Annotated in this window: 11 protein-coding genes; 2 read left to right on the top strand and 9 right to left on the bottom strand. The window is 57.3% G+C overall.

All coding sequences use genetic code 11. The features are described 5' to 3' along the window. Window positions 1-39 precede the first annotated feature (39 nt). The 3 genes from IFT53_RS10340 to IFT53_RS10330 all read right to left on the bottom strand — a co-directional run bounded on the left by IFT53_RS10340 (window position 40) and on the right by IFT53_RS10330 (window position 5,262). Entirely contained in the window at window positions 40-1,407 is a 1,368-nt protein-coding gene (locus IFT53_RS10340; RefSeq protein WP_192064629.1) for a virulence factor family protein, read from the bottom strand. Next, window positions 1,404-4,004, bottom strand: a complete 2,601-nt coding sequence (gene mprF / locus IFT53_RS10335; protein ID WP_192064628.1) for a bifunctional lysylphosphatidylglycerol flippase/synthetase MprF — start codon at window positions 4,002-4,004, stop codon at window positions 1,404-1,406. Before mprF ends, IFT53_RS10340 begins: the two co-directional genes overlap by 4 nt. Window positions 4,005-4,224: 220 nt before the next feature. Then, window positions 4,225-5,262 carry a dipeptidase gene (locus IFT53_RS10330; RefSeq protein ID WP_192064627.1) on the bottom strand — a complete coding sequence of 346 codons (1,038 nt, stop codon included), beginning with the start codon at window positions 5,260-5,262 and terminating at the stop codon, window positions 4,225-4,227. Between the two features lie 116 nt (window positions 5,263-5,378). Here IFT53_RS10330 and IFT53_RS10325 point away from each other — a divergent pair, with 116 nt between their 5' ends. Next, entirely contained in the window at window positions 5,379-6,893 is a 1,515-nt protein-coding gene (locus IFT53_RS10325; protein WP_192064626.1) for a serine hydrolase domain-containing protein, read from the top strand. A 19-nt stretch (window positions 6,894-6,912) separates the two neighbouring features. Here the strand turns inward: IFT53_RS10325 and IFT53_RS10320 are convergent, their stop codons facing one another. From IFT53_RS10320 to IFT53_RS10295, 6 genes are all read right to left on the bottom strand, one after another. After that, the gene (locus IFT53_RS10320; protein ID WP_192064625.1) at window positions 6,913-7,779 is read right to left on the bottom strand and encodes a D-amino-acid transaminase; all 867 of its coding nucleotides are present in this window, start codon (window positions 7,777-7,779) and stop codon (window positions 6,913-6,915) included. Between the two features lie 54 nt (window positions 7,780-7,833). Next, window positions 7,834-9,837 carry an acetyl-CoA carboxylase biotin carboxylase subunit gene (locus IFT53_RS10315; RefSeq protein ID WP_192064624.1) on the bottom strand — a complete coding sequence of 668 codons (2,004 nt, stop codon included), beginning with the start codon at window positions 9,835-9,837 and terminating at the stop codon, window positions 7,834-7,836. 10 nt (window positions 9,838-9,847) lie between these two features. Next, window positions 9,848-11,380 (bottom strand): acyl-CoA carboxylase subunit beta, encoded by a 1,533-nt coding sequence (locus IFT53_RS10310; RefSeq protein ID WP_192064623.1) that lies wholly within the window; start codon window positions 11,378-11,380, stop codon window positions 9,848-9,850. 97 nt (window positions 11,381-11,477) lie between these two features. After that, complete coding sequence (locus IFT53_RS10305; RefSeq protein WP_192064622.1) at window positions 11,478-12,233, bottom strand: amino acid ABC transporter ATP-binding protein; 756 nt, start codon at window positions 12,231-12,233, stop codon at window positions 11,478-11,480. Beyond that, window positions 12,230-12,910 carry an ABC transporter permease subunit gene (locus tag IFT53_RS10300; RefSeq protein WP_192064621.1) on the bottom strand — a complete coding sequence of 227 codons (681 nt, stop codon included), beginning with the start codon at window positions 12,908-12,910 and terminating at the stop codon, window positions 12,230-12,232. The genes IFT53_RS10305 and IFT53_RS10300 overlap by 4 nt, the downstream gene beginning before the upstream one ends. A 104-nt stretch (window positions 12,911-13,014) precedes the next feature. After that, window positions 13,015-13,788, bottom strand: coding sequence for an amino acid ABC transporter substrate-binding protein (locus tag IFT53_RS10295; protein ID WP_192064620.1), 774 nt, complete (start codon window positions 13,786-13,788; stop codon window positions 13,015-13,017). A gap of 347 nt (window positions 13,789-14,135) precedes the next feature. Here IFT53_RS10295 and minC point away from each other — a divergent pair, with 347 nt between their 5' ends. Then, a complete protein-coding gene (minC, locus tag IFT53_RS10290) occupies window positions 14,136-14,867 on the top strand; it encodes a septum site-determining protein MinC (RefSeq protein ID WP_192064619.1) in 732 nt (243 codons plus the stop codon). Window positions 14,868-14,869: the final 2 nt, after the last annotated feature.

The raw sequence follows: 14,869 nt of genomic DNA, 5'->3' as shown, positions 1-14,869 counted from the left end.
CCTTGTATTCAATATGTCGGCAAGAATATTGAGCCCAGGTCATTGCCCCAGACGCTTTTTCAGCGAGGCAACGATGCGCTTGGTCAGGGCTTCGTAATCCTCATCAAAATGGTGGCCGCCATCAATCCCGATCACTTCCGCACCCTTGTCTTTGAGCGCCGGGCAGGCGGCGTCCTCGTCATCAGTGCCGTAGACGCATTGAACGATCTTCGGGTCGATTTTTGCGAGATCGGTCACCGGGTCCTGCTCCCCAGATCCGGAAACGCCGAGCCATCCACCCACTGATATTTCGTAGGATACTTCATGGGAGAGCGACAAAAGGCTCATCTGTACAATCCGGCTTTTCTCTTTTTCCGGCAAAAGATTGTAGGTCACAGGCAACACGTCCGCGCCGAAGGAATAGCCGATCAGCAACACATTCTTGACCTTCCATTCCTTGCGGTAGGTGTCGATGATCCGCGTCATGTCGCTGGCGATCTCTTCTGGCTTCTTTTCAGACCAGAAATAGCGGAGGGAATCGACGCCGATCGTCGGCACGCCGTCCTGCTGCAGGAAGCTGCCAATATCCTTGTCCAGATCGCGCCAGCCGCCATCGCCCGAATAGATGATTGCCATCGTATCCATCGTCGGCTTGGCTTCGAGCACGGTCAGCGGCAGACCAAGCGGGTTGTCGGCATTTCCGGCAGCGTCTATCCGGTCTTGCAGGGTCTGTCCAAGCGCTGCCTGCGCATCGCTATCCACATTCTTCACGTCAATATCGGAATGGGATTTGACGAGGTTCTCAACATGCGTCCGGCCCTTGGCGTCTGCCTTGCCGGTGAACACCACGCTGACTGGCGCCGGCAGTGGGCCATCGGTCAGGCCATAGATCGTACGGCCGTTGTCTGGCTCTTTCGTTGCCGGTGTGCAGAGTATCTTGTCGCCGAGCGGTATGCTGGCCAGCGGATCAACCGCTACGGCTTCACCAATCGTCGCAGCCGGGCTTTGCGCAATCATGGCCAGCGCAAGCGCACCACCTTCACCGGTGCCGGCAATGATGGGAGGGCGGTAGCTTGACACATTGGCCTTGCGCTGGATTTCCTGCGCAAGCTCCTCAATGTCGGAAATCATGTAGATACATTCGTCTTCATTGGCCTTCAGGGCAGCAAGGTATTTCGGCAGATCGATACCGACGACTGCCGCACCCTTTTCTACCAGCGCATCTGCCTGCGCCTGTTCGGTCTCTCCCCAACCGGCTTGGCCAGAGAGAAGGAATATGTTCGCTGAAACGTCGCCATCGGGTAGCATGATATGCTCTGGCGGGATCATGCCTGTCTGAAATTCATTGGCATCTTGTGCCGATGCCGTCATGGGCATGGAGAGCGTTGCGGCCAAAAGTGCGGCTTTCAGATATGTCAGGCCCGTCATTTACCAATCACTCCTCTGACGCCGCCGCTGATGAGAACGGTCGCGTCCATCAGTGCCAGCGCTGCACTCGTGCCGTTGGAAACCGCAACATAGCGCGGCTCCCATTTCGGATGAAACTTCGATTTAAAAGCTCTCAACCCTTTGAAGTTATAAAAACGCTCACCGTGTTCGAATAATGTCCCGCCGATGCGATCCCACACAGGAGCGGACTCGCGCTTGGACATGCCCGAAAGCGGCGCCATGCCGAGATTGAACGAGGCATAACCTTCAGCGCGCATATGTTCGATGATACTGACAAACAGGAAATCCATCGCACCACGCGGTGCATCCGGCGAAAAGCGCATGAGATCGACGGTCACTTCCTTTTTCGTTTCCGTCATCAAAAGATTGGCAAAGGCTGTGATCTGACCGTCCTTGTGCAGCACGGCAACCGGTTGAGACAGAATGTAATCTCGTTCGAAAGCACCGAGAGAAAAGGTCTTTTCGCGGGTGTTGTGATGTTCAAGCCAGGAATCGGAGACCCGTTTCAGATCATCGTAGATTTCGGGAACCTGCGGTGTATCGATGACGGAGAAGGTCAGGCCATCGCGCGCGCCTCGGCTGAGTGATTGGCGAAGATTGGCGAGCTTGCCGCCCTTGAGTTCAAACCGTGTGAGGTCAACCATGGCAAGTTCACCCAGCTTGAAGGCGCGAAGGCCAGCATCGGCACAATGGGTGAGGATGGCGGGCGAGAGCTGGTAGATGACCGCTCTGCCGCCGGATGCCCGGGCAGTTTCCACAAATTGCCAGACGAGATCGGCAAAGTCGTTCTCGTCGCCAACGGGGTCAGCCAAGGCAATCCACGACCGCCCACGAATGCCGTACATGATGAAGGCGTTGCCACTTTCAGACAGCATGACGTGTTTGTCACCCATGCGCACCAGATTGGCGTCGGCCACATCCTGTCTTTTGACGATTTCTGTGGCCTTTTCGATGTCTTCAGGATGGATCTCTTCAGGGCGATACATGACCGGCCGCAAAAGGCTGAAAATTGCGATGGTGGATGATGCCAGCACCAGACCCAGCAAGGCTCTCAAACTGCGCGGCGCTTCCTCGGAAAACTCGAACTGCCACCAGAGTGTCTGGCTGTAGTCTGTATCGCGGTACACGAAGAACAGAATTGTTGCTGCACCTGCAACGATGACCGCCATGGCGGCAAGCCATGTGGGCCCCAGCGCCTGACGCAGAAGCGAGGCATGCCGGTTGAAGCTTTTGATGTTGAAGATCAGGGCGACGATGAAGATGCCGAGGAATATGGCCTCGAAAACCGCAATCGCCTTGATGAGCGAAAGGAACAGGCCGCCTGCAGCAGCGACGACTGCCACCCACCAGGCACCATCCAGCCTTTGGCTGAGGCCACGCGAAGCGACGACCAGAACAAGCCCTAGAATACTCGAGAGAAAGTGCGCCGCTTCGATGATTGGCAGCGGCACGAAGTTGGACAGGAAATCGAGATTGCTGTCCGGCGTAGGCGTCACGCTCGAGAAAATCAGCATGGTGCCGAGAATGAGCGCGACGGCGGACAGTAGCGAGGGCGCCAGCCGACCTGCAAGATAGCCGATATCCGCCATGATGGGCTTTGAAGCGAATTGCTTCATTTCCGTCACCAGCATCAGGATGATGGCGACCACAAGCGGCAATACATGGTAGATCATGCGGTAAAGTACGAGGCCGCCCAGCAATTGATCGAGGCTGATGGCATTGCCAAGACCAGCAACCATGACCGTTTCGAATACGCCCAGACCCGCGGGCACGTGGCTGAGAACGCCGAGGCCAACCGCTGTTGCGTAAATGGCAAAGAAGCTCGGCCAGCCGACGTTGGTTTCCGGCAGAAGAACGTAGAGAACGGACGCGGATGCCGCGATATCAAAAGCGGAAACGAGGAACTGGCGCGAAGATGTGCGACTGTCGGGCAGGCGCAGCTTCAACCGCTTGATCTGAATGGTGCGGCCGTTGCGACCCAGGAACATCAGTGCGGTCATGATGAAGATGATGACGAGCGCTCCGCCTCTGAGCCACGTCGCTTCAACGCCGATGATGGATGCTATGCGAGGCGCGACGATCAGGGTGGAAATGGCACTGACAGCCAAAAGGCCAAGACCAAATGAGAGGGTGACAAATGCGATGATACGCGCAACATCCGATGGGGTCAGACCCATTCGGGAATAGGCGCGAAAGCGGATCGCGCCGCCGCTCAAGGGGCCGAACCCAGCGGTGTTGCCGACGGCATAGGCGATGAATGCAGTCGCAACGACAGAAACCGGCGGCAGCTTTTTCCCGATATATTCAATGGCGTTCAGGTCGTAACAGATCAGCGCAGCAAAGCTTAAGCCGGTGAACAGAACCGCAAGTGCGGCGGCCTTCCAGCTTGTATCGGCAAGAGCCTCAACGATGTCGTCATATCGGACCTCGGAAGTCAGCTTGTAGATCGTAAAGGTCATCATCAAAAAGACGATGGTCACCGCGATGGACGTGATGTGCGATTTGTACCGCTCGAAAAAGCTTTCGAGACCATCTTCGGTCTCTTCAATTTGCTTAACTTCTGTCTTCTCTGTCATCTGCATTTCCACACGATCAGATTGCGTCTGGCAACCACAGCATTGTGACGCTAGTGCGCTGTATTTTTCAGAAATACGGAGATTTGATTTTTATTTCATAAATTCTTTGAAAGGATAGCGGTGCAAAACAGCAAGAAAAGGCCTTGCGAGGGCATTAGAGCCCTCGTTGCGTTGAATGCAAGAAACCGGCGGCTGTAGGGGCTGAAAATTGCTCCGCAGCCTACGCGGCCAAGGTTTTTTCGAGCACTCTGATCCAGTTGCCATGGCAGATTTTCTCGAGTGACTCTTGGTCGTAACCGGCGTTACGCAGCGCATCGATCAGCATTTGCAGGTCGCTCGCGTCCTTCATCGCTGCGGGAATGGTCGTGCCGTCAAAATCCGATCCGAGGGCAACATGGTCAATGCCCATGCGCTCCACCATGTAATCGACATGGCGCACCAGTTCGCCGAGATCCGTATCCGGGTTCTTGACGCCGTCTTGACGAACGAACAGCACGCCGAAATTGATACCTGCCAGCCCGCCTGTTTCGCGGATGGCATCCAGTTGCTTGTCGGTCAGGTTGCGGCTGTGGTTGCACAGCGCATGGGCATTGGAATGGGAGGCCACCAACGGCGCTTGCGAAATCTTGGCGATATCCCAGAAGCCTTGCTCATTCATGTGTGACAGATCGACCATGATCTTCAGGGCGTTGCAGGTCGTGATCAGCCGCTTGCCCGCATCCGTCAGGCCGGGTCCGATATCGGGCGTGGAGGGAAAGCGGAAGGGAACGCCATAGGCAAATGCGTTGGGACGGCTCCAGACCGGACCCAGCGTGCGAAGCCCTGCCTCATGCAGCACATGCAGCGCATCAAGATCCGTATCGAAGGCTTCCACGCCTTCAATATGCAAGACCGAGGCGAATGCACCCTCAGCCATCGCACCGCGAATATCAGCCGCGCTGCGGCACACCTTCAGTTTTCCGGCAGATGCCGCCTCGATGCGAAACAATAGGCTCGCCATGCCGAGCGTGGTGGCCAGCGCATCCGGCTGGCTTGGCGGAATGAAATTGCGGTCCGCGTCAAACCCGTTCGGCGAGGGCACGAAGATGGCGCAGAGGCCACCCTCCAGCCCGCCCTTTTTGGCGCGAGGCAGATCGATATGTCCGACCGTATCGCCTTCGATGAACAGCGTTTCCGGCGATGGATGGCCGGACAGTTTCAGACGCAGCAGAACGTCATTATGGCCATCGAATACGGGCACTGCGGTGTGGTCGGTCATATGTTGGTCGCTTTCGGAAGGTCTGACAGGGCATTGCTGTAGCCGTCAGATAGGTGCAAACGCATCGTCTGAACAGGGCTGTTTGCGCTGCCGTGACCATTTGGAGAGAAAAATACATGCTGGACAATCAGGATTGGGGTGCTGCCTCAAACGTCGCGGAAGACTTCGTTTCTCAATGGGGCAATAATGAGCCCGGCGGTTCTGTGATCGGTTTTGACCTGTCTGGCCTGCGTTTTGCCGTTTCCGGCGGCGTTGAAAGCCTCTCGAGTTTTGCGCCATTCTCGCCGAAAACGGTTGTACGCTACGCCTCCGTCACCAAGCATGTTTTCTGCGCCATGGTATTGGAAAACAGCCATCTCATCGGCCTCGATGACCCGCTCGGCAAGCATATTGAAGAATTGCAGCCACCGCTGGCTGATGTAACGGTCGGGCAGGCGCTGGATATGAGCGGCGGCTTGCCGGATGTGCGCGAATGCCTGTCGCTGCTGGGCCTCTCGGTCTACACCGAGACGAAGGCGGCACCGCTTCTGGATTATGTTGCCCGCCTCAAGCGCCTCAATTTCCCGGCGGGAAGCGAGGTTTCTTATTCCAACACCGGCTACCGGTTGGTGGAAGCGGCCCTTGAGCGAAAGGGTCTGCGCTTCGATGATTTCGTGCAGGAAAAGATCGCCACACCCCTCGGTCAGGTTCTGCGAGCGCCTGATGTATGGAACGATTCCGTGGCGGGACTTGCGCCGGGATACTGGAAGTCTGGAGATAGCTGGCAGCTTTCATCCGCTGGCCTGCACATTTCCGCATCCGGTAGCCTGGCGGGCAGCGCCGAGGCGCTGGTGCGCTGGTTGCAGGCGCTGTTGAATGGTGAGCAGGGATTTGCTGGTGTGCTCGAAGCGCTGTCGGCGGAGCGCCCGATAGAGGATGGCCGCATGAGCGAATATGGGCTGGGCCTGCGCTGGACGCATCTCGGTGCCCGTCGCTTCGTCGGCCACGGTGGTTCTCACCCCGGCTACAAGACCTATTTCCTTCTGGACCCTGAAGAGGGGACTGGCTTTGTCGTGGTATCCAACCGGGAAGATACAAACGGCTTCAAAATCGCGCTGGAAAGCATGGCTGCGCTGACCGGTCTGCCCTTGCCGCAACCGACCAGCGATCTACCCGATGGTCTCTATGTTACGGAAACGGGGCCATGTTGGCTCGAAATCAAGGGAAGCACCTGCACCTTCATCGATGCGGATGATACGCTATATGATGATGGCGATGGCTTTGCATCGTCCCGCTCGGCCTCATCGCCCATGCGCCTTCGCCTTGAGGGTGATTCGCTGGTGGGAGAGGCGGGCCACGCGCCGCGCCGTTTTCTGCCCTTTGGTGATCATCCTGTGCCAGCCACGCTTTCCGGCCGCTGGACATGTGATGAGGGTGCTGAATTCCTGATCGAAAACGGTACTCTGTCCATGGGCATCGGCCCGACCAAACAATCCATGCCTCTAAAGGCGCTCGGCGCTGGTCGCTTCCTGTTCACGCTTCACGATGGTCCGTGGACGAAGCGCATCTGCCTGCACCTGCTGGAAGATGACCGTCTGGAACTCGTCTCCAGCCGCGCCCGCATGATCGAATATCGGCGCTCACCCCGGTAAGGATGAGCGCCGTGAGTTTTCAGATCGCCGTGCGGCGGGCGTTTTCGAGGTAAAGCTCGCGCAGGCGCTTCACCAGCGGACCTGGCTTGCCATCACCCACCGGCTTGCCGTCAATCTTCGTGACAGGCATCACGAAATTGCCCGCACTCGTCAGCACCGCTTCCTGTGCGTCCATCGCTTCCTGAAGCGTAAAGGGGCGTTCCTCAAGCGTCAGCCCGGCTTCTTCCACCAGATCGAGCGCGGCCTGACGGGTGCAGCCCGGCAACGTCTTGTTGCTGTTGCCGCGTGTCACCAGCTTTCTGTCGGCGGTGATGATATAGGCCGTAGACGATGCACCCTCGGTCACGAAACCGTCCTCGATCATCCATGCCTCGTCGCAGCCTTCGGCCTTGGCAATGCGCTTGGCCATGACTTGCGGCAGAAGGCACACGGATTTGATATCGCGACGCGCCCAACGTTGATCTGGAACGGACTTGATCGAAAGCCCGGTTTCCTCCTGCGGGTTGCCAACAAGCTTCTTGGCTTGCGTGAACATCACAAGTGTCGGTGCCAGATCGTCCGCGAACAGAAAATTGCGATCTTCCGCCCCGCGCGTTAGCTGCAGGTAGATCAGGCCTTCGATCAGATTGTTGTCCTTAATCAGGCGCCGCTCGGCTTCAACGACCTGCTCCGTGGTCACGGGCAGGGGAATGTCGATTTCACCAGCGCTGCGCTTCAGCCTCGCCATGTGCAAATCGCTATCGATGAGCTTGCCCTCCATCACGGATGTCACCTCATAGATGCCATCTCCAAACAGAAAACCACGGTCGAAAATCGACAATCTGGCTTCGGATTCGGGCAGAAATTCACCGTTGAGATAAACGATGCGGTCAGTTGCGCTGGGCATGATGGGTCCTTTGGTCAGGCAAATAGCAATGCCTGTTTAAAACGATCCGCGAACCTATTCAAACTCCAAAATCACCGCATCAACCGCAAGGCTGTCACCGGCCCGCACAGCAACTGTCTTCACCCGGCCCTGCCGTTCTGCGCGAAGAATGTTTTCCATCTTCATCGCCTCGACTGTTGCCAGTGCCTGTCCCGCCTCGACCTGATCACCTTCCTGCACCGAAATGGAGGTGACCACACCTGGCATCGGGCAAAGCAGAAATTTTGACGTATCCGGCGGCACTTTCACCGGCATCAAGCGCGCCAGTTCCGCCACCCGTGGGCTGCGCACACGCGCCGCCAGATCCATGCCCTGCCAACGAAGCCGGATTGTGGAAACGGACAGATCGATTTTGACCGCCATCCTTTGCCCGTCAACGCTGAACAGCTGCAATGTCTGCCCCGGCGTCCAGTCTGTTTCAACGTTCAGCGTAGCCCCATCTGCAAACAGGACGGATACCGCATGGCCTTCGCTGTGAAGCGATATGCGATGATCCGCCTTGCCCAGCGAAACGACCCAGTCATCCCCTACAACCCGGCAATGGTTGCCGATGGTGCCTGAGATTTGCACCGCACGCATCTGGATGCGGTGGTGAATAATGGCCGCAATGGCAGCCAGCTTTCTGGCCGCATCATCCTGCGGCTCGATGGATGCAAAGCCATCTGGAAACTCCTCGGCAATAAACCCGGTCGTCAGGTTTCCCTCCCGGAAGCGGGGGTTCTGCATTACGGTGGAGAGAAACGGCAGATTGTGGCCAATGCCTTCAACCTCAAACCGGTCCAGCGCCTCTCCCATCGCATCGATAGCGGCGAGGCGGCTCGGCGCCCAAGTGCACAGCTTGGCAATCATGGGGTCGTAATACATGGATATTTCACCGCCTTCGAACACGCCGGTGTCGTTGCGGATGATAGTCCCATCCGGCTGCGCTCCCTCCTTGGGTGGCCGGTAGCGGCTCAACCGGCCAATGGATGGCAGAAAGTTGCGGTATGGATCTTCTGCGTAAAGTCGGCTCTCAATAGCCCAACCGTTCAGCGTCACATCGCTCTGGGCAAAGGAGAGCTTTTCCCCGGAGGCGACGCGGATCATCTGCTCGACAAGATCGATGCCGGTGACCAGTTCTGTCACAGGATGCTCCACCTGCAGGCGGGTGTTCATTTCAAGGAAGTAGAAATTGCGGTCGCCATCGACAATGAACTCAACCGTGCCAGCCGAATGATAGCCCACGGCTTGCGCCAGCGCGACAGCCTGTTCGCCCATGGCCTTGCGGGTCGCTTCATCCAGAAACGGCGAAGGCGCTTCTTCGATGACTTTCTGGTTGCGGCGCTGAATCGAGCATTCCCGCTCGCCCAGATACAGCACCGTGCCGTGCGTGTCGCCCAGCACCTGAATCTCGATATGGCGCGGCTGGTTGACGAATTTTTCGATGAAAATGCGGTCATCGCCGAATGAGGCCTTTGCCTCGTTCTTGGAGGACTGGAAGCCCTCACGCGCTTCGGCATCGTTCCAGGCAATGCGCATGCCCTTGCCGCCACCGCCCGCCGAGGCCTTGATCATCACGGGATAACCGATGGACGACGCGATCCTGACGGCCTCGTCCGCATCCTCGATCAGCCCCATATGTCCGGGAACGGTGGAAACGCTCGCCGCCTGCGCCAGCTTCTTAGAGGTAATCTTATCGCCCATCGCCTCGATGGCCTTGACCGGCGGGCCGATGAAGATGACGCCTGCCTTTTCAAGAGCAGCAGCAAAACCGGCATTTTCCGATAGAAAACCATAGCCGGGATGTACCGCATCCGCGCCGGTCTGCCTGATGGCATCGAGGATCTTATCGATGACGATATAGGACTGGTTGGAAGGGGCGGGGCCAATATGCACGGCTTCGTCGGCTTGGCGCACATGCAGCGCATTGGCATCGGCATCGGAATAGACCGCTACAGTCTTGATGCCCATGGCATTCGCCGTGCGGATAACACGACAGGCAATTTCGCCACGGTTGGCAATGAGGATTTTCTTGATCATCAGGTTTTCCTCACAGCGGAATCGTGTCGTGTTTCTTCCAATGCGCCGTCACCTGCTTGTTGCGCAGCGATGCGAACGCGCGGGCAATGCGGCGGCGGGATGAGTGCGGCATGATGACCTCATCAATGAAGCCGCGCTCTGCGGCCACAAAGGGGTTGGCAAACCGCTCCTCATATTCCTTGCTGCGGGCGGCAATCTTTTCCGGGTCGGAGAGTTCGGAGCGGTAGAGAATTTCCGCCGCACCCTTCGCCCCCATCACGGCAATTTCCGCTGTCGGCCAGGCATAATTCACATCGGCACCGATGTGCTTGGATGCCATCACATCGTAGGCGCCGCCATAGGCCTTGCGGGTAATCAGCGTCACCATCGGCACGGTCGCTTCCGAATAGGCAAACAGAAGCTTTGCGCCGTGCTTGATCACGCCGCCATATTCCTGCGCCACGCCGGGCAGAAAACCGGGCACGTCCACCAGCGTCAGCAGCGGGATGCTGAAAGCATCGCAGAACCGCACGAAACGCGCCGCCTTGCGCGAGCTGTCGATATCGAGGCAGCCGGCCAGCACCATGGGCTGGTTGGCCACGACGCCCACTGTCTGGCCTTCAAGGCGGATAAAGCCGGTCAAGATATTCTTCGCAAAGGCTTCCTGAATCTCGAAAAAATTGCCTTCGTCGGCCAGCGCGTGAATAAGCTCCTTCATGTCGTATGGCTTGGCTGAACTGTCGGGGATCAGCGTATCCAACCGCTGTTCCAGCCGCGCCGGGTCATCATGAAACGGCCTCGTTGGTGCCTTCTCGCGGTTGTTGAGCGGCAGAAAATCGAAAAGCGCGCGAACGGCCTCCAGCGCCTCGATGTCATTGTCGTAAGCGCCATCGGCCACGGATGATTTTTTGGTGTGAGTGGATGCCCCGCCCAGTTCCTCCGCCGTGACGATCTCATTGGTCACTGTCTTCACCACATCCGGCCCGGTGACGAACATGTAGGAGGTGTCTCGAACCATGAAGATGAAGTCGGTCATGGCGGGCGAGTAGACCGCACCGCCGGCGCAAGGGCCCATGATGACGGAGATCTGCGGGATGACGCCCGAGCATTCTGCGTTGCGCCGGAACACCTCGGCATAGCCCGCCAGGGACGCCACACCCTCCTGAATCCGCGCCCCGCCGCTGTCGTTGAGACCGATAATGGGTGCACCGACGCGCACGGCCATATCCATGACCTTGCAGATTTTCTGTGCATGGGTTTCAGACAGCGAACCGCCCAAAACGGTGAAATCCTGGCTGAACACATAGACCTGCCGACCGTTGATGGTGCCCCAGCCGGTCACCACGCCATCGCCCGCAACCTTTTGGCTTTCCATGCCGAAATCCACCGCACGGTGGGTCACATACATGTCGTATTCTTCGAAGGAGCCTTCATCGAGCAGCACTTCGATGCGCTCCCGCGCCGTCAGTTTGCCCTTGGCGTGTTGCGCATCGATGCGCTTCTGCCCGCCGCCCAATCTGGCCTGTGCGCGGCGCGCTTCCACTTCTTCAAGAACCGTCGGCATGCAGCCTCCCCATGCGAATGTCTTCAATCCTGACTTAGATATCAAATCCGGACATGAAAACAGTCTACGATGGTCTCGATTGCCGATTTTTATCGGTTCAAAGTGTTTGGGACGCGTTTATCGATGAAACGAAACGGCGCGTGCGCTCTTGGGTCGGTGCGCGGAAAATCGCATCGGACGAACCGGTCTCGACCACTTTGCCAGCTTCCAGAAACACCACATTATTTGCAATGCGCGATGCAAGGCGCAGATCATGCGTTGCCATCACCATTGTCGTGCCCTCGCGCGCAAGCTGGCCCAGCACATCAACCACTTCCTCGGAAAGCTCAGGGTCGAGGGCAGAGGTTGGCTCATCGCAGAGCAGCACCTGCGGAGATGGGCCAAGTGCCCGCGCAATCGCCACGCGCTGCTGTTGCCCGCCGGAAAGGTTGGCTGGCCACGCATCGGCCTTGTGCGCCATGCCGACCTTGGTCAAAAGCTCCATGGCACGCTCGCGTGCCTTTTCGCGAGACCATTTCTGGACGATCAGCAGACCTTCCATCACGTTTTCAATCGCCGTGCGATGCGGAAACAGCTGAAAGTTCTGAAACACCATGCCGGTCTGGCGACGGATTTTCTGGATCGATTGCCAAGAAACTCTGGCGCCTGCGGTAAAACTCGTCGCATCATCGCCAATGCGCACCGTTCCCTCTGTCGGCAGTTCCAGCAGGTTGATGCAGCGCAGCAGCGTGCTCTTGCCGCCACCCGATGGCCCAACAAGTGCCGTCACGCTGCCGTCTGGAAAGCTCAGCGAAATGTCTTTCAGAATGACCGCATCGCCAAAGCGTTTTTCAATATTGGAAAGCTCGATCATCGGCTGTTCTCCATTATGCCGCCATACCGGGCAAACCGCACTTCAAGCCGTGCCTGCAATGTCGAGAGGACAGAGCTCAAGACGAGGTAGATAAGGGCCGCCAGAATATAGAGAATCAACGGTTCATAGGTGGTGGCAACGATGCGTTGTGCGGACTGGAACAGTTCTGGCACGGTGATGGCGGCTGCAAGAGACGTATCTTTTACCAGCGAGATGAAGGTGTTCGAAAGCGGCGGCACTGCCACCCGGCTCGCCTGCGGCAGGATCGTCCCCTGCATGGCCTGACGCCAGTTCATGCCGGTGGAGAAAGCGGCTTCCCACTGACCCTTCGGAACCGATGAAATCGCAGCACGGATGATTTCGGACGTGTAGGCCCCAACATTCAGTGTGAAGCCGATCAAGGCTGCCGGAAAGGCATCAAGAAGAATCCCAATGCTGGGTAGACCATAGAAGATCACGAAAAGCTGGACCAGCAAAGGTGTACCCCGGATCACCCAGACATAGAAGCGTGCCAGCAACCGCAGCGGGGCAGGGCCGAACAACCGAGCTACGGCGGTGGCAAGACCAAGGGTCAACCCGAACGCAAACGACAGAAGTGTCAGAGGAATGGTGAATTTCACGCCCGCCCAGAGCAGCGTTGGCAAAGAATCCATCATCAGTTGAAGCCAGTGCGGCACGGCAAACCCCTTCAGAAAACGCGAAATCCGGCGCCATGCGCCGGACCCGTGATGTTGCTGGATAATGGCCTGTTTCACTCACGCAGAACAGGCTTTACGTCAGCTTATTTGGAAACGTCCTGATCGAAATATTTGTCGGAAATGACCTTGTAGGTGCCGTCAGCCTTGATGTCAGCCAGCGCCTTGTTGATCGAAGCAACCAGCTCATCGTCACCCTTGCGCACGATGATGCCCGAATAGTCAGCGCCGGGCTTTTCAGCCACGATCTTCACCGGAGCCTGCGGCTGCTTCTTTTTGAAATCAAGGAAGGAGAGGCTGTCATTGATGGTCGAATCGGCGCGGCCGGTCAGAACCAGCTGGATCGACTGGTCAAAACCGTCAGTACCAACCAGTTCAGCACCGGCTTCCGTGGCAATCTTGCCAAAGTTGCTGCTCAGCGATTGCGCCGACTTCTTGCCCTTCAGATCGGCAAAATCCTTGACGTCTGTGTTTTTCTCACTGACGATCAGCACAGCCTTGGAGGCAATGTAGGGCTCTGAAAACGCGTATTTCTGCTTGCGCGCTTCGGTAATGCCAACCTGATTGATGACCGCGTCATAACGCTTGGCATCCAGACCAGCGATCAGGCCATCCCATTTGCCTTCCACGAATTCGGCCTTAACGCCGAGCTTCTTGGCAACGGCTTCGCCAATTTCCACGTCGAAACCGACCAGCTTGTTGGCTGCATCGTGAAACGTGAAGGGCGCGTAGGTGCCTTCTGTGCCGATCTTCAGAACGCCTGCGGACTTGATCTGGTCAAGGTTTTCGCCTGCAAATGTCGGTGCGAACATCGCAGCATTGATTGCCGCAGCGGTGGTGATTGTCTTGAGCCAGTTCATGATGTGCCTTTCAGGATTTTCTGGTGATGTCTTCTCACAATTCCTGCCCGTTTAAACGGCAGAAAGACGCAAAAAGATGCAGCTTTTTGGAATATTTTTCTAACGTGTAACCGCACCTAACCTAACAGCCGACGGGAGGGCTCATGCGAGTGAGGAAAGCTGTCATCGCTTGCAACAAGCGAAAACAGAATCACATGGAATTTCAGCAATATGCCCGCTTTTTGGCACCGTTAAATCCGGTGTTGTCAAGGCTGTCGTGGGGTTAATTTCAGTGGTGCGAAACAGGGCTTGTTAACCATTTGTTAACCGTATCTACGCTACCTAATATCAATGATTTGTTTACCAAGATGACCAAAGTGCTAACAGACACCTCACGTTCCATCCGTATCAAAGGCCGCTCGTTTCTTGCGGTCGTGCTTTCGCCCGAACAGCCTTTGGATCACTGGCTGGAGCGGCTTGACGATCTGGCAGCGCGGTCTGCCGGGTTCTTTCTGTCGCGCCCGGTTGTGCTGGACGTGGCGGAGCTGAAACTGGACAAGGCGGGGCTGAAAGCCCTGCTGGCTGAGCTTTTCGCACGCAACGTTGCCATTATGGGCATCGAGGGTGCGCGCCCATCCATGGTCGAACCTGGCATGCCGCCAGCGTTGAAGGGTGGTAAGGCCGCCTCGGATGTCGAGCCGGTCTCGCTCGCCACGGTCGAGGTTGCAGACGAGCCCGTTCGTCCGGCCGTCACAGAGATTCGCAGCGTGGTGCAATCGTTGATGATCAGCGAACCAGTCCGCTCTGGCCAGTCCATCGTCTTCCCTGAGGGTGATGTCACGGTCGTGGGTTCGGTGGCATCTGGTGCAGAGGTCATCGCGGGCGGCTCAATCCACATTTATGGCGCACTGCGTGGCCGCGCCATGGCAGGTTCCCTCGGCAACGCTTCTGCGCGGATTTTCTGCAAGAAGCTGGAGGCAGAGCTGCTGGCCATCGATGGCGTCTACAAGGTTGCTGAAGATATCGATCCGAAATTTCGCGGTCAGGCCGTCCAGCTCTGGCTGGAAGATGACACGATCAAAGCGGACAAACTCAAATAAGC

Source organism: Rhizobium sp. CFBP 13644 (assembly GCF_014842165.1).
GTDB classification, from domain to species: domain Bacteria; phylum Pseudomonadota; class Alphaproteobacteria; order Rhizobiales; family Rhizobiaceae; genus Agrobacterium; species Agrobacterium tumefaciens_C.
Note: the sequence above shows the minus strand (reverse complement) of the source record. Positions and strands in the feature narration are given on the sequence as shown.